Origin of the sequence: Micromonospora sp. NPDC049645, from assembly GCF_040675155.1 — a bacterium.
Lineage (GTDB): Bacteria > Actinomycetota > Actinomycetes > Mycobacteriales > Micromonosporaceae > Micromonospora.
In genome coordinates this window covers 1-24,174 of the sequence record NZ_JBFAOI010000010.1, presented here as the reverse complement: position 1 = coordinate 24,174, position 24,174 = coordinate 1, and the positions used below count along the sequence as shown (strand labels likewise).

Sequence of the window (24,174 nt, the reverse complement as noted above, 5' to 3'; positions counted from 1 at the left end):
GGCGGCTACCGGTGGGGGTGTTCGAGGGAGTGCCGCAGCCGACCGTACAGCTCGACGTCCGGGCCGTCGACCGGCTCGTCGTCCACCTCGCCGCGGTGGCCGCGGACCCGCCGCAGGAGCAGTGAGCCGATCATCTCCGCCTCACGCTCCTCGGCTGCGGCGTAGTTGCTGCGACCGAGAGTGCGCTGGACCAACCGCGGGTCGAGGTCCGGCAGCAGCAGCCGGGAGGCGTCCGCGTCCAGCACCTCGGTCGCCCGGTGGCCGGCGAGCAGGTGACCCAACTCGTGACCGATGATCAACATCTGGTGCAGGGGCGAGGTGTCCTGCTCGAAGAAGATGGCGTCGAAGTCGCCGGTCGGCACGCACATCCCGCAGACGGTCTGTGCGGGCAACTTGATCGGCACCAGGTGGATGGGCCGGCCCCGCCGTTCGGCGAGGACGTCGCACAGCTTCCGGATGTCGAACGGCTCGGGCACCTCGAGCTCGGCGACGATCTGCTCGCAGCGCCTGCGTAGTCGGTGTAACTTCACGTCGGCGTACCCCCGCTCGTCGGTGTACTGCCACCGAAGGATCTGCATGGCTATCCGCGATCGACCGGTGCGGAACTGGTCGTATTCGGGGCGACGCCCGCCGCCACGGCGCGCAGTCGCGCGACCATCTGCTCGATGAGCCGCGTGTCCGTCGCGGAGAGCCCGTTGTCGGCCAGCACCTGGCGCAGCGCCACCTGCTTGACATCCATCCGGCGCAGCTCGTTGAGCAGGGTGATCTGGTCCGCGATACGTCGTGCCGCCGCATCGTCGACGAAGTAGCCCGAGTTGACCCCGAAGGCGGCGGCCAGGGCGCGGACGTGTGAGGTGCGGGGATCGCTGGCCACGCCCCGGCGTAACTCTCCGATGTAGGCGGCGCTGATCGTCACGCCCGTCTCGGCCGCCACTTCGTTGATCTTGTCGGCGATCTCTCTGTTGGTGTACCGGCGCCCAGGCTCGTCGGAGTCGTTGAGCTCGTCGGGCGTCGGGCGGATCTTGTCGAAGAGGTACTCCAACCTGGCGGCCAGCGTGTCGAGGGGCGGCATCTCCTGCTGCGCGTGCCGATCGTCAACCATGGTTCTTCACCCTCCAGCGGCCGAAACGACAGTGTCGCAGATGCGGTGCACGGCAAAACAGCTGTTGACACCCGTACGGAAAGTGAGCGTATGCTCGCTCCTGCTTGGAGCAACGTGCGTTGAGGGTGAACTCATTCGGCTCAACGCCCGTTGCGCGGCGGGTGAGGGTGTGCTCCGGCTGGCCGAACCCGGGGGAGCCATCGGTGGGAGGGGTCAGCTCCGCAGGGAGCGCAAACGGGGGACTCCTCCCGCGGCGTTGGCTGGCGCGTAGGGCAGTCACCTCTGCCCGGCCGCCGCTTGTTGGTGGGGGGTCGCTGGGCCGCTCCGGCAGAGGGTCATCGTCTGCCAGCGGTCCAGCGACAGTGGCACCACCGCGATTGGGCATGGGCGGCCGGCCTCGACACGGCCGGGCGGGTCAGGTCGGTCCCGCCGGGCTCGGTAGCACCGCGATCAGGTCGAGCACCTCGACGGCCTGGGCCGGGCCGAAGGCGTTTGTGAGAATCGCCTGGAACGCCTCGTCGCCGAGCCTGGCCCGCAGTTCGCGAAGCGCGTTGAGGTCGAGCGCCGCGTTCGTCGACCCGATCCGCCGGTCGATGCGCAGTGCCTCGACGATCAGCGGGATGCCCTCCGCGGGGTGGCCCTGCTCGACCCGGAGCTGCCCGATCGCCGCCTGGTCCAACGCCACCTCCTCCCAGTTGCCCAGCTCGCGGTCGATGCGCAGGCAGGTCCGGTAGCACCGCTCGGCCAGGGCCCGGTCGCCGCGCAGGCCGGCCACCCGGCCGAGGTGGAACGTGCTGTTGGACACGCCCGACCGGTTTCCCAACTGTTCCTTGATCGCGATGGAGCGACGGTAGAACCGGTCCGCGCCGGTGAGGTCCTCCTGCTCCTCACAGACCCGGCCGAGCTGGTGCAGGACGATGGCCTGGTTGGGCTCGTGGCGCAGCGCCCGGTAGACCTCCAGCGCCTGCTCGTAGCGGGACCGGGCCTCGGCCAGCCGGCGGGTCTCCAGCGCCACCTGGCCGAGGTCCTCGTGACACTTGGCAACGCCGGCCTGGTAGCCGACGGCGGCACAGATCGGCAACGCCCGCAGAAGGCACATCCGAGCGGTGCCGAACTCGCCCGCCTGGGCGGCGGCGATGGCGAGCAGGACGTACCCGCTGCCCCGCGGGGTCGGATGGGAATCCGGAAACCGGAACCGCAGGTACGCCTCGACCCACTCGGCCCGTTGCGCCGCCTGGTCCGGGTCGAGGTGCCGGGCCAGCAGGTCGGAGAAGGGCGACGCGCCCAGTTCCAGGCGCTGCATCGTCAGCCAGTCCAGGGCTGGCTGGTGCGGCGGCTCATCGGCTCCACCGATCGCGTTCAGGGTGTGCGGCACCGCCTCGGCGGCCCGCCCGAGGATGGTCCGGACGCCGCCGAGCAGCTCGTCGCAGCGGCGCAACAGCCGGTCCTCACCGAGGGCCGCGACGATCACCCGGGCGCGGGCGAAACAGCTCTCGGCGAATTCCAGGTCGCCGAGGTCGCGGGAGAGGTGACCGAGCAGCAGCGTGCACTCCGCGATGTGACCGTTGCTGCCGATCTCCTCGAATATCGTCAGCGCGGCCCGAACCCGGGACTCGGCGAGGTCGTAGGCGAAGCGGGCGAGGGCGATCCGCCCGAGCATCACCAGCCCGCTGCCCTGCTGGACCCGGACGCCCAACCGCCCGTACGCGGCGATCGCCACCTGGACGCACTGCTCCGCCTTCACGAGATCCCGGGCCTCGAAGGCGAGTACGCCAATCTGGTGGTGGCTCGCCGCGATCCCCTCCAGGTCGTCGAGCTCCCGGGCGATCGCCAGCTCTTCCAGATATCGCGACATGGCCAACTCGGCGTCGCCGTTGCCGCGCGCGACGCCGGCGAGCTGGTGCAGGGTCTTGGCGATCGCCGTGCGGTCGTCGAGGCGGCTCAGGATCCGCAACGCCTCCTGGTACAGCCGCTCCGCCGTCGCCCGGTCGCCCCGGGTGCCGGCCACCAGGCCCAGCTGATGCAGGAGCTTGCCGACTCCGTCGTCGTCGCCGAGGTCCCGGTAGACGGCGAGCGCCGCCTCGTAGCGCTCCGTCGCCTGCCGGTACTCACCGCGATCGAGGTGCACGTCGCCCAGCCCCTTGAGGAAGCTCGCCGCGCGCGCCGAGCCGGGCGGAGCCATCGGCAGCAACTCCCGCCAGATCTTCTCCTCCCAGGCCCAGTGCCCGGCCGCGTGCAACTCCTGGCAGGCCAGCTCGGAGTAGGCGACGACCTCCTCGGTGTCACCCGCCGACAGGTGGTGGTACCGCGCCTCGACGGCCTGCCGGATGAAGGTGTGCTGGTCGGTGGTGGACCGGGCCCGCCAGCCCCAGTACCGGCCGGCCCGGCGGTGCGACTCGGCCACCGCGTCGCGGCCGGCGATCCTCAGCAGACTGGCCGCCGTCCACCGGTGCACCAGGTGACCCCCGGTCACCGGGGCGAGCAGCCCCAGCCGCGACAGGGTTTCGACCGCCTCGTCCAGCCCCGTCGGCTCTGGCGGCGGGTCGCCGCCGTCCGCCGGGTCGGCGAGCTGCCAGGAGAGTCCACTTCGATCCACCGGGGTGCGGTACACCGCCGCGCCGAGTAACAACCGCCGGGCCGTCGGAACGGCCTCCAGGCGGGCGAGCAGCCGAGGCAACAGCACGTCCTCGGCGGCCAGCGCGCCGGCCTCGGCCAGCGGTACGCCGACCTGAGCCGACTCCGCGTCCCGTCCACGGCCGGTCGCCGCCAGTCGGGCGGCCACCTCGTCGGATCGGACGCCGCCGTCGCGCAGCAGGCCGTCGAGGTACTCCAACGCGCGCGGGTGGCCGCCCAGCCGGTGCCACATCCGCTGCTGTTCCGCCGGAGCCAGCCGCCCGACGCCGGGCAGCCGCCAGAGCAGCTTGCGGGTCTCCTGCCAGGACAGCGGACCGAGGTGGCAGGTCTCGACACCGGCCACCGGAAACGGGTGCCGACTGGTCACAACCAACTCGTGCCGGGCCGCCCAGTCGGCCAGGAACGCGGCCAGGTCCGCGTCGGCCAACCGGTGCTCGGCGTCCAGGGCGTCCTCGGCGTTGTCGAGGACGAGCAGCAGCGGCGGGCCAGCGGCGGCGCTGGCGGCCAGCCGTCGTCGCCAGTCGTGGCCCGGCTCGGCAAGGGCGACGAGGCACTGCCGCAGCGGGTCGTCCGGGGCCGTCGCGGACTGGCCGCACCGGATCTCCACCTGGCGTCGCAGCTCGTCGAGGATCCCGTCGACGGTGGCGTCGCCGCCGCTGGCCACGACGATGCCGCCCGCGTCGCGGAACCGCTGCGCGAGTTCGGCGGCGAGACTCGTCTTGCCGATCCCGCCGATGCCGTGCACCAGGACCCGAAGCCTGTTCCGGGACAGCCGGCGCAGGATCTCCCGGCGGCCCACGAAGTCCGTGGGGGCGCGTAGCACGCCGTCACCGACGACCGACTGGCCGGGCCGCGCGGCGACGGGCGGGCCGCCCCGTCCACCGGCCAGCCGCAGCGTCGGGTCGGCCAGGAACAGCGTGGGCATCCACCACTCGGCGGCGGTCGACGCCAGCTCGCGGCGTACGGCGGAGACCTCGGCCAGCAGTTCCGGCTCGGGCTGGGCGGCCAACCGCTCGTAGAGCCGGGCGCAGAACTCGATGGCGTACGCGTCGCTGACCGTTCCGTTCATCGCCAGCACCGCCGGCGCGCCGTGGGCCAGCAGCGCGCCGGCCAGGCCGGGCAGCTCCCGTTGATCCTGCCGGGCGGTGGAGCAGCCGGCGAGCACGATCAACGGTACGGTCCGGCCCGGCGGCAGCACCTCGGCCAGGAACCGCGCCGCGTCCACCCGATCCTCCGCGCCGGCGGGGGTCTCCAGCAGCAACGCGCCGGGCCGCGCGTGACTGGAGACGTGCAGGACGTGGAACGGTTCCTCGGTGAGGGCGGCCCGGATCGCGGTGGTGCTGCCCCACTCCAGGACGCGCACCCGCACCCCGTGCCGGTGCCCGGGTTCGACCGCGCCGAGGATTCGTCCGAGCTCCCGCTCGTGGTCCAGCAACGGCTGGGTGGAGTCGTCCGGGCTGGCGATCGCCGCGAGCATGCGCAGCGGTCCGTCCACCCGGACCGTGGGCACCGGTGCGTCCGGGCCGGTCCGGCAGACGTCGACGTCGGGGCGCAACGCCAGCGGCACGTCCTCGCCGGGCGGCACCAGGGTCTCCCATGGCAGGTCGGCCAGCGCCGGATCGCTGACCTCGATGCCGATCCGATGGCGACCGGGCCGGGCCAGCTCCGCGCCCAGGGCCGCGCCGGCGGCGTCGAGGAAGCGGCGGCCGAGTGCCGCGCCGACCTGGAACGACAACTCCATCGAGGGGTCGGCACGCAACCGCCAGAGCAGGTCGGCGGTGCGTTGATCGGCCGGGCCCACCGGGTGCCGCTGCTGCTGGCCCCGAACGGCCAGCACCACGTCGGTCGCGCTGACGGTCAACCGGATCACAGCGGCCCCCTGCGGTCGCCCGGCGGACGACCCGACGCCGGGGCGGATTGCCGGACTGACCGATACTGTATCCATGGCTGACGATCCTGAGGAGTTCGTGCAGGTCAACGCCGTGCGGATCAACGACAGCGGCGAGCTGGAGTTCTTCGACGGCCAGCGCTGGGTGCCGTACACCGATCTGCCCGACGACGAGACCGGCCCGCTGGGTGTGGTCTTTCGCGGCGACGACAGCCGATGACCGGGGAGCCGCCGAGCAGCGGCGGAGGGCTGGACGCGCTGCCCTCGCCGTTGGACTCGGTCGCGGACAGCCGGGCGGCCGCTCGGTGGATCATCTCCTCGGCCGGTGCGGTGGGTGCGCTGCTGCTCGGCGGTGGCCCGCTGATCGCCGCCGGCAAGGTCACCGACTGGGCCCACGCGACCTGGGCGGGCGGCGGACTGTTGGTGGCGCTGCTCGGCGTGGCCTGGGCGATCTGGCGGACCAGCGAGGTGCTCGTGCCGCCGATGACCACGCCGGCCTCGCTCACCGGGCCGGAGCTGCGCGGGCTGCGCGAGCGGTTGGAGGCCGAGCCCTGGTACCACTTCGGCGGGTACGCCGATGACGTCGAGGGCCTGCTGCGGCATCGCCGGATTGCCGCCGTGATCACCGGCCGTCTGCGGACGGCCCCGCCGCAGGAGCGGGCCGCCCTCCGCGAGGGGCTCGCCACCGCGCGTCGCAACATCGTCCGGACCGACCCGTACCTGCGGTGGCTGCTCGCCAGCGCGCACGCCTGGCAGGTCCGCGAGACGTTGCGCCGGGCCCGTCGGCAGACCTTCCTGGCCGCCGCGCTGGTGGTGGTCGGGGCGGTGGTGTTCATCGCCGCGACCACCGGATAGCTCGGCGGCAGGGCGCCTGTCCCGACCGCTTCCGACGCCGGCCGCCGAGTGGCCAGGCTTGTGGTACCTGGCCACTCGGCGGCTCCGCCGGCCGACGAGGTCGCGTGGAACGCCTCGATCAGTACGGGTATCCCGGGACGTTGAGCCGAACGCTGTACAGGCCGGAGTCGTTTCTCGGGCCCGACGTGACGAAGAGGGTCTGCCGGTCGGTGCCGCCGAAGGCGACGTTCGTCGTACCGGAGTTGCCGGACCGGATCGTGCCGAGTTGGGTGCCCGCGGGGGAGTAGACGTGGACGAGGGCGTCCGAGCCCGACGTCCAGTAGACGTTGCCGGCGCAGTCGATGGTGCCGCCGTCCGGACCGCCGATGTAGTTCACGAAGACGCTGCGGGTGCCGATGCTGCCGTCGGGCTGGACCGCGTACCGGTAGATCTTGTTCTCGGAGTAGGCGCCCACGTAGAGCGCGGTCCCGTCCGGCGAGAGCGAGATGCCGTTGGGTTGCCGGAGCTGGTCGTCCACCAGCGACACCTGACCACCCGAGGCGCGGAAGACGCTGGTGCGTCCGCTCATCTGGTCCGAGCGGTTACCGCGCTGGAAGTTGGGGTCGGTGAAGTAGACAACGCCGTCCGAGCGGACCGCGACGTCGTTGGGCGAGTTGAACGCCCGGCCCTGGTAGTTACCCGCGACGGTGCTTCGGGTCCGGTCACTCAACCGGTACGCGGACACGCTGCGCTGGTCGTGCGTGGCCGCGACGATCTGCTGGGCGTCGGCGCTGAGCGCCAGGCCGTTGCTGCCGGCGTTGGCGATGAACGTGTCGAAGGTGGCCGGCGGGGTGAACCGGCGGATCGTGGACGGCTGGACGTTGTACGGCCCGGTGCCGGCGGCCATGTCGGAGAAGAGCAGGTAGCTGCCGTCGGCGACCCAGACCGGCCCTTCGAGGAAGGAGAATCCACCCCGGATCTTCGTGGCCGACACGGATGTGGTCGGCAGGGGCGGGCCGTAACTGGTCCCGGTCGGGCAGACCCCGGGCGGTGCGCCGGGCGGGCCGGCGAGCGCGGCGTGAGCGCTAACAAGCGCAGCGTTCAGAACTCCCGGGGGCTTTGCGGCGGCACCGCTGGGGACGGTCGCGGTGCCGACCGCGAGGCACAGACCGGCCAGCGCGGCGATGGTTGGACGCCAGGTCATCGAATACTCCAATCGGCGTCGATGATTGCGTAAACGGGGTGGTCGACGGCGTGGTGGCCGGGGATGACCCGGTGTGGGACGCGGGCCGTCGAGCGGGCATGAGGCAGCATAGGTGACGAACTAGCAGGTCGCATCGTTTCCGTAACAGCTATTTCGTTGAAGGCCGCAATGGGCGGCAAAGATGCTGGTCAATGCGTATGAATTCTTGCGAGTTCGGCTGAGGCGTTTATCGCCGCAGAGAACCACCGTCGACGCAGGTCCACTCCTGCGATGGCGCAACGTTTCTTCGCCCCGGTGGTAACGAGCGGGCGACCGGTGCTACTCGTTGTCGGGGACCGTCGACGCGGCACCCGGCGGTGTCGATCCGGCTGCGCCGCGTCCGCGCCGGGGCAGCAGACCGGCGGCGGTGACACCGAGCAGCATCAGCAGGTAGGTCGCGCCGCACGCCACGCTGGCGGGCACGACGAGTTGCACCGCCTCGTCGACCAGGTTCGCCTCACCGAGACTCTGCAGGACGGCGAACACGCCGCAGGCCAGCAGGATGAACTGCGCCACGACAATGTGGATCAACGCGCGCCGGATCGGCTCCCGGTCTACCAGCGCGGTGTACACGACCGCGCAGACCGCGGTGGCGACGCCCCACGCCGTACCGGTCACCAACCGTGCCGCCGTGGTCTCGGGCAGATCCATCAGCCCGGCGACGAGCAGTGCCAGCGGCATCCGGAACGACAGCCCGGCCAGCAGCGATTCCTCCAGGTCGGCCAACGGTCGGCTGGCCGGCGACTCCAAGGCCCGCTTGAACGCGCCGACGAGCGAGAGCCCGACGCTGATCCCCGTGCCGGCCAGCGCGCTCCACAGGCTGGACAGCAGGACGTCACGCGTGCCCAGGTCGGCGAGGCCGAACGCCAGGACGAGCAGTTTGACCGCGACGACCACGACGTACACGATCGGCAGACCGACCACGAACGCGAGGAGCGCCATGGACGTGGCCTTGCCGGTGTGCTCGTCGAGCAGCGCCCACAGCAGCACCCCGACGCCGTACACGACGGCCAGGCCGACCTCCCCGTGGCCGCCCAGCGCCTCGCCGACGAACCAGCCGAGCGCACCGGGCGCGGCGACGGCGAGCACGCCCAACACGACCAGCATGGCCTCAGTGTGCGGCCGGTTGTCGAGCCGCCACGTCAGCCGGCGTCCAGCACCTCCCGCAGCCGTGCGGCGAACTCCGCGGGCTTGCCCGCGTAGCCGAACTCACCGCCGAGGAACCCGCCGTGGTGGCTCGGAAAGACCACCGCCTCCTGGCCGAGCAGCGCCGCGAGGCCCAGGGCGGTGCGCGCCGTGTACGTGCCGGCCGACTCCTCGCCGACCGCGACCACGATCCGGGTGGGCGCGGCGGTGAGCCGGCCCGCGTCGGGACGGTAGTCGGTGACCGCCCAGGAGTTCCGCGACAGCAACGGGTCGTCGCGGCTGCCGTCGTCCTCGGCGGACATGCCGAACATCGCCGGGTCGGGAGCGGGTTGGGCGAAGTAGGCGTCGGTGAACTCGCCCTGCCAGGACGTCATGGCGATGAACGCGGCCATGCCCGTGCCCCGGCCCTTGGCCTGGTACGCCTCGTAGAAGCCGGCGCGGGCGCGCTCGGCGGCCGTGGCGTCGGGAAGCACGGCGTTGATCGGCGGTTCGTGCGCCACCAGCGTGGCGACGTCACCGGGGTGGGTGACGACCAGTTCGAGTGCGGTCACCGCACCGCCGCTGCTGGCGAACACGTCGACCGGGCCGGCGTCGAGCGCCTCGATGAGCGCGTGCAGGTCGGCCGCCTGCTGCTGCGGCGTGTGGTCGGACCGACCGTCGTCACGGACGCTGCGGCCCAGACCGCGCGGGTCGTAGGTGACGACCGTGCGATCGGTGAAGTGCGGGGCGAGCGCGGTGAAGCCCTCGGCCGGCATCGGCTGGCCGATCATGAGCAACACACGGTGGCCCGCGGCGGGAGGTAGCGGACCGCGGACGTCGTAGACCAGGTCGACGCCGGGTATGACGAGGGTGTGGGTCCGGATGTCCGTCATGTCGACGAGACTACGGCCGGACCGCCGGAATCGGCGGCGGCTGCCGTAGCGCGTCGTCGATGATGTCGGGCATCCGCCGGGCCACTCCGGCGAGCAGATCCGCGACCTGGACCCGCGGATCGTCGCGGGAGTCGACCACCACCAGCCCCGCCAGGGCTGACACCCCGGTCGGCAGTCCTTCCCCAGCCCGGTCGGCGTCGGCCGCCGAGACGTTGGCCAGCACCCGCTGGAGGCGGGTCAGTCGGTCGGCCGTCAGGGCGCTCTGCTCGTCGTGGGTCACCAGCACCTGCCGCTGGCCGCCGCTCCAGGACAGCACCGTCTCCGCCAGCGCCGGCAGCAGTGGTTCCAGCGGTGGGGGGACCGAACGGTCGTCGTTGTCGAGCCGGGTCACCACGGCCCGCACGTGGCTCGGGTCGAGCCCGTCGAGGACGGCGTCGGCCGTCGCGTCGAGCCGGTGTCGTCGCAGCGCGTCGCGGGCCTGGAAGAACCGCCGCAACGTCTGGTCGACCGGCTGCCGCCGCTTCATCCGGACCAGATCGACGAACGCCGCCAGGAAGGCGCCCCAGTCGCCGCCGGCCGAGCGTCCGGCCTCGTGCAGGGCCCGAGCGGCCGGACGGTGCTCGCGTGCGAGGCGGGTGCCGGCCGCGTACGAGGGCTCGGTGAGCAGGAAGTCGACGATTCGGGTGACGAGGAAGAACTCCTTGTCGATGAGGTGGACGTGCGCGCGGCCGGCCAGCGCCGCCAGGAACCACTCCAGGGCCTCGGTCGCACCCGGGCCGCGCAGGAATCGCCCGGACTTGAGCTCGTGCGGTGCGAACCGGAACCCGGACCGCAGGGCGGCGATGAGCGTGACGGCCTCGTCGACGACCAGGTCGACGCTGGCGTGCGTGATCACCGGGGCGGTCGAGTGCAGCAGGTTCGTGCCGGAGAATCCCGACTCGTCGCAGGCGATCTCCACGACGGCACCGAGCACCGCCGCGTCGCTCGGCGGTAGTCCACCCTGAAGCGGCGATCTCACCGCCGAACTCCCGCCATGGCGCCCATGGTCACCCGGGTTCGCGCCGGGAACAACCCGATTGTGTACGGACGCCGCTGTGATCGAGGCGCGCGTTGCCCGATGATCGACGCATGAGCGCGGCGACCTGGCGGTTGGTGGGGCGGTCCTCTGCCGGGCCGGTGGTCTTGGCGGTGTGGCTGCTGGTGACGGTGCCGGCCCCGCTGGTGTTCTTCGAGTGGACGCACCGGTGGGAGGAGGACCTCACGGTCGCGCCGGCGCTGTGGTGGACCGTGGCCGCGGCGCCCGTGCTCGCCGCCGTGCTCGCCGCGCGGCGCACCGGTCGGCGGCGCGCCACCCCCGCCCTGGTCGCGGCCGCGCTGACCAGCGCGGTGTTCGTCGGTACGTCGTTGGCCGTCTACCGGTGGGTCATCCCGCTCAGCGGCGCGGCTCCGTGGCGGAGCGTGCTTCTCGGCTGCGTTCTCCTGATTGCCTGCGGCGCGTCGATCGGTCAGCTGCTCGCCCGGGGTCGTGCGCGGCGGGACGACCCGCCGGGCCGACGTGGCTATGTCGTCGGGACCGTCGTCGCGCTGGTGGGCGCGCTGCTCTGGCAGACGACGGTGCGGCTCGGGGCCGAGGGCTCCACGGTGCGGTACGACCCGGTCGAGTACGGGGCGGTGGGACCGTACGCCGCCCCGGCCAGCCGGTCGGGTGAACTGCGGCTGCCGGCGGCCGGTGAGTACGCGATCTTCGCCGTGGGTTCCGCGCCCCGCAGCCCGGACTGCCGGGTCACCGGCGTCGACCGGGTGGTCGTGCCGGCGACGGTGGTCACCATCGCGCCCGGCGACTACGGTGGCGATTTCGCCTCCTACGCCTGGGTCGCCTCCTTCGACGCTCCCACGAGCGGGATCTATGCGCTGTCCTGTCGTGGTACCGACCAGCAGGCGTCGTACACCGTCGGGGAGATCCCGCGAATCCGCGGTGCGGTGGGCGCGTTGATCCACTGGCCGCTGCTCGCGCTCTGGTTGCTCGGCGCCACGCCTGGTCTGCTGGTCGTCGCGGACACCGGCCGCAGACGTGCCAGGCGATGGTCAAGCCAGCCGCATGGCGGCCCGATGGCGCAAGCGCGAGGTCTCTGACGGCCAACGGGCTGCTCTCGTACATCTGATGTATGTCCACCCAGGTGGGTGGTTGTCGGCGTCATCCTGCCGGATCGTCGTGCGGTGCGGCGTCGATCCACCGCTGCTCACCCGTCCACACATCTTGCTGACCGGCTAGAGAGTGCGGCTTCCGCCTATCGATCGACCGTTGCCTATTCTGTGCCCTCGGAGTAACCTTCGCGAAACACATCAGATGTCTGGCTCGTCAGGGCTCGGCGTCGGCCTGCTCAGCGGTCCCGATTGGCCCCACCAGGCGGATCCCCATCTCGGGTCCCACAGTTGTCACGCTTCGGGGTGGCCGGACTGGTCACCGTTTGGAGGATCGATGTCAGACCTGACCCGACGGCAAGCCCTCAAGATCGGCGCAGCCGGTGCGGGCGGCACGCTGCTGCCACTGCCGTGGACGGCCGTGGCCCGAGCCGACTCGGTGGCCCCGCCGCAGGTGTTGGCCGCCGGGAACCTCGCGCTCTGGTACGACGAAGGAGCCGGCACCGACTGGCTGCGGGCGTTGCCGATCGGTAACGGCCGGCTCGGCGCCATGGTCTTCGGCAACGTCGACACCGAGCGGCTACAGCTCAACGAGGACACCGTCTGGGCCGGCGGCCCCCACGACCCCAGCAACCCCAGGGGCGCGGCGGCGCTGCCGGAGATCCGGCGGCTGGTCAACGCGAACCAGTGGACCCAGGCCCAGGATCTGATCAACCAGACCATGATGGGCAACCCGGGCGGGCAGTTGGCCTACCAGACCGTGGGCAACCTACGGCTCGCCTTCGGATCCGCCAGTGGGGCGTCCCAGTACGACCGGACGCTCGACCTCACCACCGCCACCGTCACCACGTCGTACGTGCTGAACGGCATCCGGTACCAGCGGGAGGTTTTCGCCAGCGCGCCGGACCAGGTCATCGCGATGCGACTGACCGCCGACCGCAGCGGCTCGATCAGCTTCACCGCCACCTTCGACAGCCCGCAGCGCACCACCGTGTCCAGCCCGGACGGCAGCACGATCGGCCTCGACGGCATCTCCGGGAGCATGGAGGGCGTCACCGGCGCGGTCCGCTTCCTCGCGCTGGCCAACGCGACCGTCAGCGGCGGCAGCGTGTCCAGCTCCGGCGGCACCCTGCGGGTCACCAACGCCACAAGCGTGGTCCTGCTGATCTCCATCGGCTCCAGCTACGTCAACTACCGCAACGTCGGCGGCGACTACCAGGGCATCGCCCGACAGCGTCTCACCGCCGCCCGAGCCAGCAGCTACGACCAGCTGCGCAGCCGACACGTGGCCGACTACCAGGCGCTGTTCGGCCGGGTCACCCTCGATCTGGGGCGCACGTCCGCCGCCGACCAGACGACGGATGTCCGGATCGCCCAGCACAACAGCGTCAACGACCCGCAGTTCTCCACACTGCTGTTCCAGTACGGCCGGTACCTGCTGATCTCGTCCTCCCGCCCCGGCACCCAGCCGGCCAACCTCCAGGGCATCTGGAACGACTCTCTGGCCCCGGCGTGGGACTCGAAGTACACGATCAACGCCAACCTGCCGATGAACTACTGGCCGGCCAACACGACAAACCTCGCCGAGTGCCACAACCCGGTGTTCGACATGGTCCGGGACCTCGCGGTCACCGGCACCCGCACCGCGCAGGTGCAGTACGGCGCGGCGAGTGGGTGGGTCACCCACCACAACACCGACGCGTGGCGGGCCACCGCCGTGGTGGACGGCGCGTTCTGGGGCATGTGGCAGACCGGCGGGGCCTGGCTGTCCACGTTGATCTGGGACCACTACCTGTTCAACGGCGACATCGAGTTCCTGCGGACGAACTACCCGGCCATGAAGGGCGCGGCGCAGTTCTTCCTCAACACCCTCGTCACCGAGCCGACCCTCGGCTACCTGGTGACCAACCCGTCGAACTCGCCGGAGCTCAGCCACCACTCGAACGCCAGCGTCTGCGCCGGCCCCACGATGGACAACCAGATCCTGCGGGACCTCTTCGACGCCTGCGCCCGCGCGAGCGAGATCCTCAACGTGGACAGCACCTTCCGGGCGCAGGTCCGCGCCACCCGGGATCGGCTCCCACCGATGAAGATCGGCTCGCGCGGCAACATCATGGAGTGGCTCTACGACTGGGTGGAGACCGAGCCCAACCACCGGCACATCTCCCACCTGTACGGGCTGGCTCCCAGCAACCAGATCACCAAGCGCGGCACCCCGCAGCTCTTCGAGGCGGCCCGACAGACGCTGGCGTTGCGCGGCGACGACGGCACGGGCTGGTCACTGGCCTGGAAAATCAACTTCTGGGCCCGGATGGAGGAGGGCAAGCGGGCCCACGACCTGATCCGCTACCTCGCCACCACCGCGCGACTCGCGCCGAACATGTTCGACCTGCACCCGCCCTTCCAGATCGACGGCAACTTCGGCGCCACCGCCGGCATCGCCGAGATGCTGCTGCAGAGCCACACCGGCGAGCTGCACGTCCTGCCCGCCTTGCCGCCGGCCTGGCCGAGCGGGCGGGTGACCGGCCTGCGCGCTCGGGGCGGGCACACGGTCGGCATCACCTGGGCGAGCGGTTCGGCCACCGAGATCCTCGTCCGACCGGACCGGGCCGGCACCGTCCGCCTGCGCTCCCGGATCCTGACCGGCACCGTCACGGTGGTCGACACCGCCGACGGTTCGGCGCCCCGGGTCACCCGGATCGAGTCCGACCTGGTCGAGGTCACCGTGCAGGCCGGGCGCACCTACCGGGTCACCAGCACGGGCGCGACCACGCCGACGCTGGAGCAGAGCTTCACCAACGCCGGCATCACCAACGACAGCAACACCAACGTCGGGAATTTCGACGGCAACGGGGCGTCACTCTCCGCGCAGGCGCTGGCGCAGGCCGGTGCCAGCCCGGGCAGCACGATCAGCCGCAACGGGATCAACTTCCGCTGGCCCAACGTCAGCCCCGGCACCGCCGACAACGCCGTCGCCTCCGGCCAGACCATCGGCATCAGCGGCACCGGCAGCACGCTCGGCTTCCTGGTGACCGGGACCTACGGCGCGGTGTCGGGCACCGGCACGGTGGTCTACGCCGACGGCACCCGCCAGACGTTCACGCTCAGCTCGCCCGACTGGTATGGCGGGCCGCAATCCGGTGCGACCGCGGCCGTCGTGTCCGCGTACCAGAACCGGCCCAACAACGCCCGCCAGGCGACCGCGGCCTGCATCTACTACGTGGGTGTCGGGTTGCAGAGCAAGGCGGTGGCCTCGGTCGTGTTGCCCAACATCAGTGCCCGGCCCGCGGCCAACGTGCCGACCATGCACATCTTCGCCATGGCGATCGGGGGCTGACGGCAACGGATCCTGCTTGGGGGAGCGTGACCGGGCCCGTCCCACCGGGGGACGGGCCCCGGTCACGGCTTTCGGGGCGGTGGGCGCAGCCGGCGGTCGCCGGTGATCGGTCACCGCTCACCGGCACGACGACATGGCGGGCCAGCCGGAGTGCGCGTCCAGCGTTTCAGATCAGGAACTCCTCGCGCATCCGCGCGCCCAGGTTGATCCCGCCGACCGCCCGGGGGCCGGCCGGGTCGTGCACGGCGACGGTGTTGTTGCGACGCATCAGCTCACGGACCGCGGGCGGCAGTCGGGGCGGGTCCTCCATCGCCACGAGGACCTGCCCGGCACTGGAGATCAGCCGATCGGCCAGCGCCGCGGCGTCGGTGTCCACCCGCACCCGGCCGTACTCCCAGCCGGAGGTGGTGAGGTCGAGCACCTCGAACACGCGGGTCAGCAGCGGGTGCGGGTCGGTCACCCGGTCGAGCCGGCGAGCCCGGCTGCCGACCACCGCGACCGCGGCGGCCACCTGCGCGTACGGGTGGAAACCACACGGCAACGCGAACAGCGGCCAGCGCAGGGCCGGACCGGCCTCCTTCCACAGCGGCCGGTAGTTCCGGCGGTGCACCAGCAGCCGCCGGCCCGTTCGCCGGTGGATCTCCTGAGCCTGGGCCTGGAGGTCCACATGGGCCTCGTCGGCGACCTGGCTGACGATCCGGGCCGCCACCACCAGGCCGTCGTCGCTGTCGAGCGAGCCGGTGAGCGCCTCGACCTGGTCGTCGAACCGGATGCGCGCGTGGGTGCCGTAGCGGGACCGGACGTCGTGCAGCAGCGCCTGCTGGCGTCCCGGGTCGAGCTGGACCCGCCTACCGCCCAGCAACCGACGGAGCCAACGCATGTCGCCTCGTTTCAGCAGAGCCGTCGCGGACGGCGGCAATGCTAGTGCGTGCCGCCTCCGTCGTGTCCCAAGGGGGCGCATCGACACCGCCCTCGCCGCCGGGGATCACCGGCGGCGCGGTGTGATCAACCCCGACTCGTACGCCCACACCACCAGCTGGGCGCGGTCGCGGCAGTGCAGTTTGGTCATCGCCCGGTTGACGTGTGTCTTGGCCGTCAACGGACTGATCACCATGCGTGCGGCGATCTCGTCGTTGGTCAGCCCCCGGGCGACCAACTCGACGATCTCCTGCTCCCGGGCGGTCAACACGTCCCGTCCGGCCGACGGCTCGGCCGGCGGTGGACCGGCCACGAACTCACTGATCAGCGTGCGGGTGACGGTCGGCGCGAGCAGCGCGTCTCCGCGCGCGACGACGGTGACGGCGTGCAGCAGGTCGGCGGGGTCGGCGTCCTTGAGGAGAAAACCACTGGCGCCCGCGCGCAGGGCGGCGAAGACGTACGAGTCGAGCCCGTAGTTGGTGAGGATGAGCACGCGGATCGCGGCAAGCTCGGGGTCGGCGGCGATGCGCCGGGTGGCCTCGATGCCGTCGAGGCCCGGCATCTGCACGTCCATGAGGACGACGTCCGGGCGCAGACATCGTGACAGGTCGACGGCCGAGGTGCCGTCGGTCGCCTCGCCGACGACCTCCAGGTGGTCCTCGGCATCGAGCAGAGCCCGGAAACCGGCTCGCATCAGCGCCTGGTCGTCGGCGAGCAGCACCCGGATCATCGCGGCTCCCGCCGCCGGCCGGTCATCGTGGACCGTCCAGCGGGAACGTGGCCCGGACGGTGAAACCGTGGTCGTCGTGCGCGGCGGCGTGCAGGGTGCCGCCCAACGCGGTGACCCGTTCCCGCATGCCGCGCAGCCCCACACCCGGGGTCACCGGCTCAGCCGGCGACGCCCGCCCGTCGTCGGTGACCGCGACGGTCAGCCCGGCCGGGGCGTACCGCACCTGGATGCGCGCGGCCGCGGGGCCGGCGTGGCGGGCCACGTTGGTGAGGGCCTCCTGGATGACCCGGTACCCGGCCTGGTCGACCTCGTCGGGCAGGTCCCGGCGTTGACCGGTGACGGTCACCTGCACCGGTACGCCGGCCGCCCGGGTCCGCTCCGCCAGCTCGTCCACCCGGGCCAGCCCGAGCCGGTCGTCGTCGCCCGGTGCGCGCAGGACGCCGAGGGTCGTGCGTAGCTCCCGCATCGCGGCACCGCTGGCCTCCTGGATCGCCAGCAGGGTCGCCGACGGTTCCTCGCCGTGTTTGCGGGCCAGATGCACGGCGATGCCCGCCTGCACCTTGATCACCGAGATGCTGTGGGTCAGGGAGTCGTGCAGGTCGCGGGCGATGCGCAGGCGCTCCTCCCCGGCGCGCCGCAGGGCCATCTCCTCGCGGGTGCGTTCGGCCTCCACCGCCCGCTGCTCGACCTGCTCCAGGTACGCCCGGCGTTGCCCGCCGACCAGCCCGGCGACGTTGGCCGCCACGAACCAGCCGAGCAGCAGGGCCGTCCGCTCGACGATCAACTGGCCGGGCCGGCCGGGCGGCGCCACCGAGATGTCGTGGGCGAGGAAGCCACCCAGGAAGACGAGGCTGGCCACGGCAGCCGCCGACCGGCGCCCCTGCCAGGCGGCGACGTAGACCGCGCCGAGCACGGGGAACGCGGCGGACACCCCGGGGTGCACCCGGATGTGCAGGGCCAGCATGGCGACGGTGACCACGCCCAGCGCCACCACCGGGTGCCGTCGGCACGCCGCCACGGCCACCGCCATGGCCAGGACCAGGACGACGTCGAGCGCCCCCACCGTCGCGGCGTCCGGAGTGAGCGCGGCGTTGCCGAGCAGCAGGGCGCCGAGGGCGAGACCGCTGACGGCGTACGGAAGATCGCGGCGCATGGTCGCACTGTAGGGCGGTCGTCGTCGGTGCGGCATCCCGCGCACGTGGTAGCTGTGGCGTACCACGGGCGCGGTATCGGTGGCGCGGCAAGTGTCTGCGGCGGAACGACGCTTTCCCAGCCCGCCACGGCAAGCATCTAGCTCATGACATACCGCTTCTTCACCCCCACGCCCGCGAGGTCGGTCACCGGCCGCAGCGCGGCCGTCTACCAGCAATTACGTGCCGAGTTTCTCGGGCCCCTGCCCACCTTCCAGGCGCTCTCGGCCGTGCCGGAGGTGCTGGCCGGGACCTGGGCGCTGATGCGTGAGACGCTGCTCGCCGGGGACGCCTCCCGGGTCGAGCGCGAACTCGTCGCCGCCGCGGTGTCCCGGGCCAACCGCTGCCAGTTCTGCGTCGACGCCCACGTGCTGCTGCTGCACGCACTGGGCGAGCCGAAGCTGGCCGAGGCCGTCGCCCGGGGTGTGACGCCGCTGGAGCCGAGGCACGCCGAGTTGGTCCGCTGGGCGCAGGCCAGCCGCAGCCCGAGATCCGCCGACTGGACCAGCCCGTACCGGCCCGAGATCACCGGAACCCTGCTCGCCTTCCACTTCATCAACCGGGTCGTCTCGGCGTTGCTCGACCCCGATCTGCTCCCCGGCGGTCTGCAACGCTCCTCGCTGGTGCGTTCGGTGGGGGGCCGGCTCTACGCCCGGGCGGCCCGGGAGCCGAAGGAACCCGGCGGAAGCCTCTCCCTCCTCGACACCGGCGCGACGGCGGTACCGGCCTGGGCGGGGGACAGCCCGGTCGGCGTCGCCTACGCGTCGTTGCGCGACGCCGCCACCCGGGGTGCGGACCTGCTGGGCGACGTGGCGCGCCGGACCGTCGAGGCCACCGTGCGCTGGGAGGACGGGCGGTTCCCCGCTCGGCCCACGGACTGGGCCGTCGACCTGGTCCGCGACGTACCGGGCGCGGACCGCATCGGAACGCGGATCGCGTTGCTGTCGGCGTTCGCGCCGAGCGCGGTCAGTCCGGGCGACGTCGCCCTCTGGCGGCTCTCCCACCCGGCCGACGCCGACCTCGTGCGGTTGGTCGCGTACGGGGCGATCACGGCAACCGATCATGTGGCCCGGGCCCTGAGCTCGGCGCACCTCGAGGAGGTCACCGATGCGTAGGGCACTCGTCGTCATCAGCGCTCTCCTGCTCGGGGCGTTCGTCCTGCAGTTCGTCTTCGCCGCGGTGGGCGGGTTCACGAAACCCGCCGGGGACGGCGCGTACACCCTGCACAGCGTCAACGGCATGGTGGTCATTCCGTTGCTGACCCTGCTCACCGCCCTGGTCGCCGCGCTGGCGAAGGCGCCGGGTCGACTCATCGGCCTCGCGATCCTGCCGATCGGCCTGGTCGTCCTGCAGGCGCTCATCGCCATGCTCGCCGACGGGTTCACCGACGCGTCGGGGGTCAGCACTCCGCTCAGCCTGACCATCGGCGGGCTGCACGCGCTCAACGGAATCATCGTGGTGCACGTGGTGGTCGGTGTCCATCGGGCAGCGCGAAGGCTGGCCGGCCCGGTGCCGGCCGACGACGGGGTGGCCGCCCGGGAAGTGGAGCCGGCATGAGCACCGGGTCACTGCTCGCGGCCGACCTCGTGATCGCGGTCCTCGCGGCCGCCTGCTGGTTGGGTGGCGGCGCCGCGTCGACCGCCCGGCGCCGTCCGCTCGCGCTGGGACTGGCGGCCCTCGCGCTGGTCGCCACCCTCGCCCGCGCGATCACGATCACCGCGCTCGCCCGCGCCGGCTGGTGGTTCGCCGCGGAGAAGGTCCTCATCGCCGCGCCCCTGTCGCTCGCCGCGGTGGGCGTCGCCGGGCCGCGGTTGCTGCAGGCCCCGCGCGACATCCGGGCCGTCGCGGTGCCGCTGCTCTTCGCCGGGTACGCCACGAGCAGCGCCCTGCTGGTGACGGTCCTGCACGGTTACCCGGCGTCGGCCGGAGCCGGGCTGCTCGCGGTCGCCGGGGTCGTGGCGGCGACGGTGATCACGGGCCGTGCTCTCGGCGCGCGCCCGCGCCGGACGGTCTCCCGGGTGGCCGTCGTTGTGGCGGGCGCGGCGCTGGTGACCGGAACCGGGCTGACCGTCGCCGCCGGCGCCACGTCGGTCGTACCCCATGATCACGGCTATCCGGTGGCCCGGATCGCCGCCGAACCCACCAGGCGGTTCACCCTGACGGCCGGGACCACCACGGTGAACGCGGGCGGCCGGAACGTCGCGGCGTGGGCGTTCAACGCCCAGGTACCCGGACCGGAGTTGACCGCCACCGTCGGCGACGTCCTGGACGTGACGCTGCGCAACCGCGACATCGAGCGCGGCGTCACCCTGCACTGGCACGGGTACGACGTGCCGAACGATCAGGACGGGGTGCCCGGGGTGACGCAGGCAGCGGTGCGGCCCGGGCAGGAGTTCGTCTACCGGTTCCGCGCCGACCAGGCCGGGACGTACTGGTACCACACGCATTCGGCCTCCGACGTCGGCGTACGGATGGGCCTCTACGGGGTGCTGGTGGTGCGACCCAGGCCGGTGACCGGCGTCGACGTCACCGTGCCGGTGCACACCCTGGCGGGCCGTTCGTTGCCCGCGCCGAGAGTGGAGCGGGTCGAGGCCGGCGCACCGGTGCGGTTGCGGCTGATCAACACCGACAGCACGACGCACCGCTACGCCCTGGCCGGGACCGCGTTCCGGGTCGCCGCCATCGACGGCGTCGACCTGCGGGGCCCGACCCCGCTGGCGGACACCGCCGTGCTGATCCCGGCCGGGGGCCGCTACGACCTCGTCTTCAACGCGCCAACGACCCCGGTGGCGCTGTTCGTCGACGGACGGGCGGTCTACTCGACCGGCCCGGTGTCGACGGCGACCGGCACCTGGCCGGTGCTCGATCCGCTCGACTACGGGGCGAGGGCTCCGGTGCCCTGGTCCCGGGTCGACAAGACGTTCACCCTCGTGCTCGATCGCGGCCTCGACCTGCGCGGGTTGCTGCCCCGGTACGCCCACACCGTCAACGGCGCGGCCGACCCGGACATCCCACCGCAGGTGGTACGCCTGGGCGACGTCGTGCTGTTCACGATCGTCAACCGGTCGCAGGTCGTGCACCCGTGGCACCTGCACGGCCACCACGTCCTGGTGCTGGCCCGTGACGGGGAGCCGGCGGCCGGCAGCCCGCTGTGGCTGGACTCGTTCGACGTCCGTCCGGGCGAGGTGTGGAAGGTGGCGTTCCGGGCCGACAACCCGGGGATGTGGGCCAACCACTGCCACAATCTGGCGCACGCCGATGCCGGGATGACGCTGCATCTGATGTACTCCTGATCGCGGGAGCGACCGATCGCTCCCGCCTGTGTGCCAGGGTGGTTCATGCCCTTGAGCCAGTACCACCTCAGAACGTCGGTCGCGGTGTCGGACATCGCGGCGGCGGTCGCGTTCTACGAAGGCAAGCTGGGCCTACCGGTGTTGCGGTCCGGGCCGAGCGCGACCGTCGTCGACGGCAGCCGTGTCTATGGTTCCGGTGGCGGGCCGGCACTCAACGTGTACCAGTCGGTCACCGCCGGGAAGACCCCGGCGACGCTGGCGACGTGGTATGTCGACGACATCGACCAGACAGTCGACGAACTCGCGTCGGCGGGGGTCGCGCTGGTCCGCTACCCGGGGTTGGCACACGATGCCAAGGGGATCACCGCGCGGGCCGGCGGCGGGCGCGTCGCCTGGTTTCAGGACCCCGATGGGAACACCTTCGCCATCGAGGCCGACGTCTGATCCGTGATGCCGGTAGTTTTCTGGCATGACTGAGGACACCTTCCGCTCGGTGGCGATCGAGCGCACCAGCCTGGGCAATTACGTCGTGCGGAACGTCCGGGGCGGGTCGGTGTCGTTGGGCACGGGCGAGGACGGCAGTTTCACGCCGGTGGAGCTGCTGCTGGCCGCCATCGGCGGCTGCACCGCGGTGGACGTGGATCACATCACCAGCCGTCGCGCCGAGCCGACCGGGTTCACCGTCGCCGTGACCGGTGACAAGATCCGCGACGACGCCGGCGGGAACCGGATGCAGAACCTGCGGGTCGAGTTCACCGTGACGTTCCCGGAGGGCGCGGACGGCGACCAGGCCCGCGCGGCGCTGCCCCGGTCGCTGCGGCAGTCGCACGATCGGTTGTGCACGGTCTCCCGCACCGTCGAGCTCGGCACTCCCGTCTCGATCACCGGGGCCGACGGGCCGACCGGAGACTGATCGTCGTTGAGCACCGCTACTCAGGTCCGGTGCGCTCGGTTCGTGTGAGGGTGGCGGCATGCGTCGACTACTGGTGCCACTGCTGATCGTCCTCGCCGCGGCGGTGGGGTGCGCCGACCTGGACGCCCAACCGGGTCGTCCGGGCCCGACGGTCGCGGAGCCGGCGCCCACTGCACTGCTCGCCGACGGCAGCGTTCCCTGGGCCGACCTGAGGATCACGGACGAGGACCTCAACGGCCGCCCTGCCGGGCCGAGGGTTCCGGCCGCCGGCAGTGAGCCGTGCCGGGCGGAGCAGCTGATCGGTCGACTCAGCACGTGGACGCGGCCTGGCGCCGGTGGTGAGACGCCCCGGGGCTTCGACGCCGCCATCGGCACGCTCATCGGCGAGGTGGACGTGCGGAACTCGTCGACGGTGGAGTGCACCCTGCAGGGCGAGGTGCCCACCACCATGCACGCCGGTGGCCGCGAGATCCCGATGCTCTACACCCACGGCATCAACGAGGAGGGGCGCGCCCGGGTGGTCGCCGTGCCGGCCGGTGGCCACGCCAGCCTGCGCCTGGACTGGTCCGGGCCGTTCTGTCAGCCGACCGTCGGGCCGGTGGAGCTCGCCATCGAGCTGCCGCACGACGGCGGCACGTTGCGCGCACCGGTCACCGCCGATGAGCGGCCGGGCTGTCCGCAGGGCGAGGGGGTCCACCCCCGCGCTCGGGGGACGCTCTCCGCGAGCGGGTTCACCGAGCCGGTGGCGGTGTCGAAGCCCCCGTCGTCGCCGCTGGACAAGCTCACCGTGGCTGTCCAGGGGCCGGCCACCGCCGCCGCCGGGTCGCGGCTCACCTTCCGGGTGACGCTCGGCAACCCGACCGGCGGCCCCCTCGCGCTGGACCCTTGCCCGGGCTACCTGATGGAACGGTTCTCGCTCGGCGACGCGACGAACGACGCGGTCAACACCTCCCAGCTGTACCGGCTGAACTGCCGTCCGCTTCCGCAGATCCCCGCCGGCGGCAGCGCGGTGTTCGAAATGGCCGCCGAGGTGCCGGCCTCGATGCGCGCCGGGCGGACGTTGACGGTGACCTGGAAGTTCTACCTGCCGCACTACGTGCAGGGCGCCGACCAGTTCGGGGTGCTCACCCTGACCGTCGTCTGAGGAGCGTCGCTCCGGGCGGGCCGCGCCGGAGAGTCGACCGTGAGCGCGAACCAGGGGATAGATGTTGTTGAGGGTATGGGAGCGCTCCCGTAACATACCTGACGCGGCCTGTTAACGCTCACAATCGGTCATCGAGAAATGACCACCACCAATGTGTAGGCCGCCATCCCGCGAGGAGGGTGCTATATGACCAGATCCAGAGCCACCAATGTCGGTCTGGTTGCGGCCGGCGTCGGTCTACTGGTGTCGTCGACAGTGGTCGCGGCGCTGCCCGCCGGCGCGGCGGCTGAGGGTTGTTCGGTGAACTACGCCGTGTCGTCGCAGTGGCAGGGCGGCTTTGGCGCCAACGTGGCGATCACGAACCTGGGTGACCCACTGAGCAGTTGGACGCTGACCTGGTCGTACGGCGCCGGGCAGACGGTCACGCAGGCCTGGAACACGTCGCTGACCCAGAGCGGGTCGGCGGTGACGGCGAGGAACGTGAGCTACAACGGTGCGATCCCGACCAGCGGCACGGTGTCGTTCGGGTTCAACGGGTCCTGGACGAGCAGCAATCCGGCACCGACGAGCTTCGCCCTGAACGGCGTCACCTGCACCGGTGGCACGACGCCGACGACTCCGCCCCCGACGGATCCGCCCCCGACGACTCCGCCTCCGACGACTCCGCCGCCGACCACGCCGCCGCCCACCCAGACCTGCGATCTTCCGTCGACGTACCGCTGGTCGTCGACGGGCCAGTTGGCGACGCCGAGGTCGGGTTGGGTGTCGTTGAAGGACTTCACCGTCGC

21 protein-coding genes are annotated in these 24,174 nt (G+C 72.0%); 11 read left to right on the top strand and 10 right to left on the bottom strand.

The features are described from left to right. Nucleotides 1–5: 5 nt before the first annotated feature. The 3 genes from AB0J33_RS21945 to AB0J33_RS21935 form a co-directional block, all read right to left on the bottom strand. Nucleotides 6–578 (bottom strand): hypothetical protein, encoded by a 573-nt coding sequence (locus AB0J33_RS21945; protein ID WP_363615868.1) that lies wholly within the window; start codon nt 576–578, stop codon nt 6–8. A gap of 2 nt (nt 579–580) precedes the next feature. Next, on the bottom strand, nt 581–1,102 hold the full coding sequence (locus AB0J33_RS21940) for a hypothetical protein (protein WP_363615867.1): 522 nt from the start codon (nt 1,100–1,102) through the stop codon (nt 581–583). Nucleotides 1,103–1,517: 415 nt separating this feature from the next. Next, a complete protein-coding gene (locus tag AB0J33_RS21935) occupies nt 1,518–5,606 on the bottom strand; it encodes a tetratricopeptide repeat protein (protein WP_363615866.1) in 4,089 nt (1,362 codons plus the stop codon). Between the two features lie 73 nt (nt 5,607–5,679). Here AB0J33_RS21935 and AB0J33_RS21930 point away from each other — a divergent pair, with 73 nt between their 5' ends. Together AB0J33_RS21930 and AB0J33_RS21925 are read left to right on the top strand one after the other, a co-directional pair. Next, nucleotides 5,680–5,844 (top strand): hypothetical protein, encoded by a 165-nt coding sequence (locus AB0J33_RS21930; RefSeq protein WP_363615865.1) that lies wholly within the window; start codon nt 5,680–5,682, stop codon nt 5,842–5,844. Beyond that, nucleotides 5,841–6,479: a hypothetical protein gene (locus AB0J33_RS21925; RefSeq protein WP_363615864.1), complete on the top strand. Its 639-nt coding sequence runs from the start codon at nt 5,841–5,843 to the stop codon at nt 6,477–6,479. The genes AB0J33_RS21930 and AB0J33_RS21925 overlap by 4 nt, the downstream gene beginning before the upstream one ends. A 118-nt stretch (nt 6,480–6,597) precedes the next feature. Here AB0J33_RS21925 and AB0J33_RS21920 read toward each other — a convergent pair whose 3' ends face one another. From AB0J33_RS21920 to AB0J33_RS21905, 4 genes are all read right to left on the bottom strand, one after another. Then, complete coding sequence (locus AB0J33_RS21920) at nt 6,598–7,662, bottom strand: SMP-30/gluconolactonase/LRE family protein (RefSeq protein WP_363615863.1); 1,065 nt, start codon at nt 7,660–7,662, stop codon at nt 6,598–6,600. A 318-nt stretch (nt 7,663–7,980) separates the two neighbouring features. Then, entirely contained in the window at nt 7,981–8,808 is an 828-nt protein-coding gene (locus tag AB0J33_RS21915) for a hypothetical protein (protein WP_363615862.1), read from the bottom strand. Nucleotides 8,809–8,843: 35 nt separating this feature from the next. Continuing rightward, nucleotides 8,844–9,719: an alpha/beta hydrolase gene (locus tag AB0J33_RS21910; RefSeq protein ID WP_363615861.1), complete on the bottom strand. Its 876-nt coding sequence runs from the start codon at nt 9,717–9,719 to the stop codon at nt 8,844–8,846. Between the two features lie 10 nt (nt 9,720–9,729). Next, nucleotides 9,730–10,737: a hypothetical protein gene (locus AB0J33_RS21905; protein ID WP_363615860.1), complete on the bottom strand. Its 1,008-nt coding sequence runs from the start codon at nt 10,735–10,737 to the stop codon at nt 9,730–9,732. Nucleotides 10,738–10,847: 110 nt separating this feature from the next. Between AB0J33_RS21905 and AB0J33_RS21900 the strand changes: the two genes are divergently transcribed. Both AB0J33_RS21900 and AB0J33_RS21895 read left to right on the top strand, forming a co-directional pair. Beyond that, the gene (locus tag AB0J33_RS21900) at nt 10,848–11,852 is read left to right on the top strand and encodes a hypothetical protein (protein WP_363615859.1); all 1,005 of its coding nucleotides are present in this window, start codon (nt 10,848–10,850) and stop codon (nt 11,850–11,852) included. Nucleotides 11,853–12,198: 346 nt separating this feature from the next. Further along, the gene (locus AB0J33_RS21895) at nt 12,199–15,198 is read left to right on the top strand and encodes a glycoside hydrolase family 95 protein (RefSeq protein ID WP_363615858.1); all 3,000 of its coding nucleotides are present in this window, start codon (nt 12,199–12,201) and stop codon (nt 15,196–15,198) included. A gap of 166 nt (nt 15,199–15,364) precedes the next feature. Here AB0J33_RS21895 and AB0J33_RS21890 read toward each other — a convergent pair whose 3' ends face one another. The 3 genes from AB0J33_RS21890 to AB0J33_RS21880 all read right to left on the bottom strand — a co-directional run bounded on the left by AB0J33_RS21890 (nt 15,365) and on the right by AB0J33_RS21880 (nt 17,999). After that, the gene (locus AB0J33_RS21890; protein ID WP_363615857.1) at nt 15,365–16,078 is read right to left on the bottom strand and encodes a hypothetical protein; all 714 of its coding nucleotides are present in this window, start codon (nt 16,076–16,078) and stop codon (nt 15,365–15,367) included. Between the two features lie 105 nt (nt 16,079–16,183). Next, nucleotides 16,184–16,846 carry a response regulator transcription factor gene (locus AB0J33_RS21885; RefSeq protein WP_363615856.1) on the bottom strand — a complete coding sequence of 221 codons (663 nt, stop codon included), beginning with the start codon at nt 16,844–16,846 and terminating at the stop codon, nt 16,184–16,186. Between the two features lie 22 nt (nt 16,847–16,868). Then, nucleotides 16,869–17,999 carry a sensor histidine kinase gene (locus tag AB0J33_RS21880; RefSeq protein WP_363615855.1) on the bottom strand — a complete coding sequence of 377 codons (1,131 nt, stop codon included), beginning with the start codon at nt 17,997–17,999 and terminating at the stop codon, nt 16,869–16,871. A 144-nt stretch (nt 18,000–18,143) separates the two neighbouring features. Here AB0J33_RS21880 and AB0J33_RS21875 point away from each other — a divergent pair, with 144 nt between their 5' ends. From AB0J33_RS21875 to AB0J33_RS21845, 7 genes are all read left to right on the top strand, one after another. Continuing rightward, the gene (locus AB0J33_RS21875; protein WP_363615854.1) at nt 18,144–19,151 is read left to right on the top strand and encodes a carboxymuconolactone decarboxylase family protein; all 1,008 of its coding nucleotides are present in this window, start codon (nt 18,144–18,146) and stop codon (nt 19,149–19,151) included. After that, nucleotides 19,144–19,593: a DUF6220 domain-containing protein gene (locus AB0J33_RS21870; RefSeq protein ID WP_363615853.1), complete on the top strand. Its 450-nt coding sequence runs from the start codon at nt 19,144–19,146 to the stop codon at nt 19,591–19,593. Before AB0J33_RS21875 ends, AB0J33_RS21870 begins: the two co-directional genes overlap by 8 nt. Then, entirely contained in the window at nt 19,590–21,329 is a 1,740-nt protein-coding gene (locus AB0J33_RS21865; protein ID WP_363615852.1) for a multicopper oxidase family protein, read from the top strand. Before AB0J33_RS21870 ends, AB0J33_RS21865 begins: the two co-directional genes overlap by 4 nt. A gap of 45 nt (nt 21,330–21,374) precedes the next feature. Beyond that, the gene (locus tag AB0J33_RS21860; RefSeq protein ID WP_363615851.1) at nt 21,375–21,773 is read left to right on the top strand and encodes a VOC family protein; all 399 of its coding nucleotides are present in this window, start codon (nt 21,375–21,377) and stop codon (nt 21,771–21,773) included. A 25-nt stretch (nt 21,774–21,798) separates the two neighbouring features. Beyond that, nucleotides 21,799–22,242, top strand: coding sequence for an OsmC family protein (locus AB0J33_RS21855; protein ID WP_363615850.1), 444 nt, complete (start codon nt 21,799–21,801; stop codon nt 22,240–22,242). A gap of 58 nt (nt 22,243–22,300) precedes the next feature. Continuing rightward, complete coding sequence (locus AB0J33_RS21850; protein ID WP_363615849.1) at nt 22,301–23,386, top strand: hypothetical protein; 1,086 nt, start codon at nt 22,301–22,303, stop codon at nt 23,384–23,386. Nucleotides 23,387–23,572: 186 nt separating this feature from the next. Next, nucleotides 23,573–24,174 (top strand): non-reducing end alpha-L-arabinofuranosidase family hydrolase (locus AB0J33_RS21845; protein WP_363615848.1); only part of this gene is annotated, 602 nt, incomplete at its 3' end.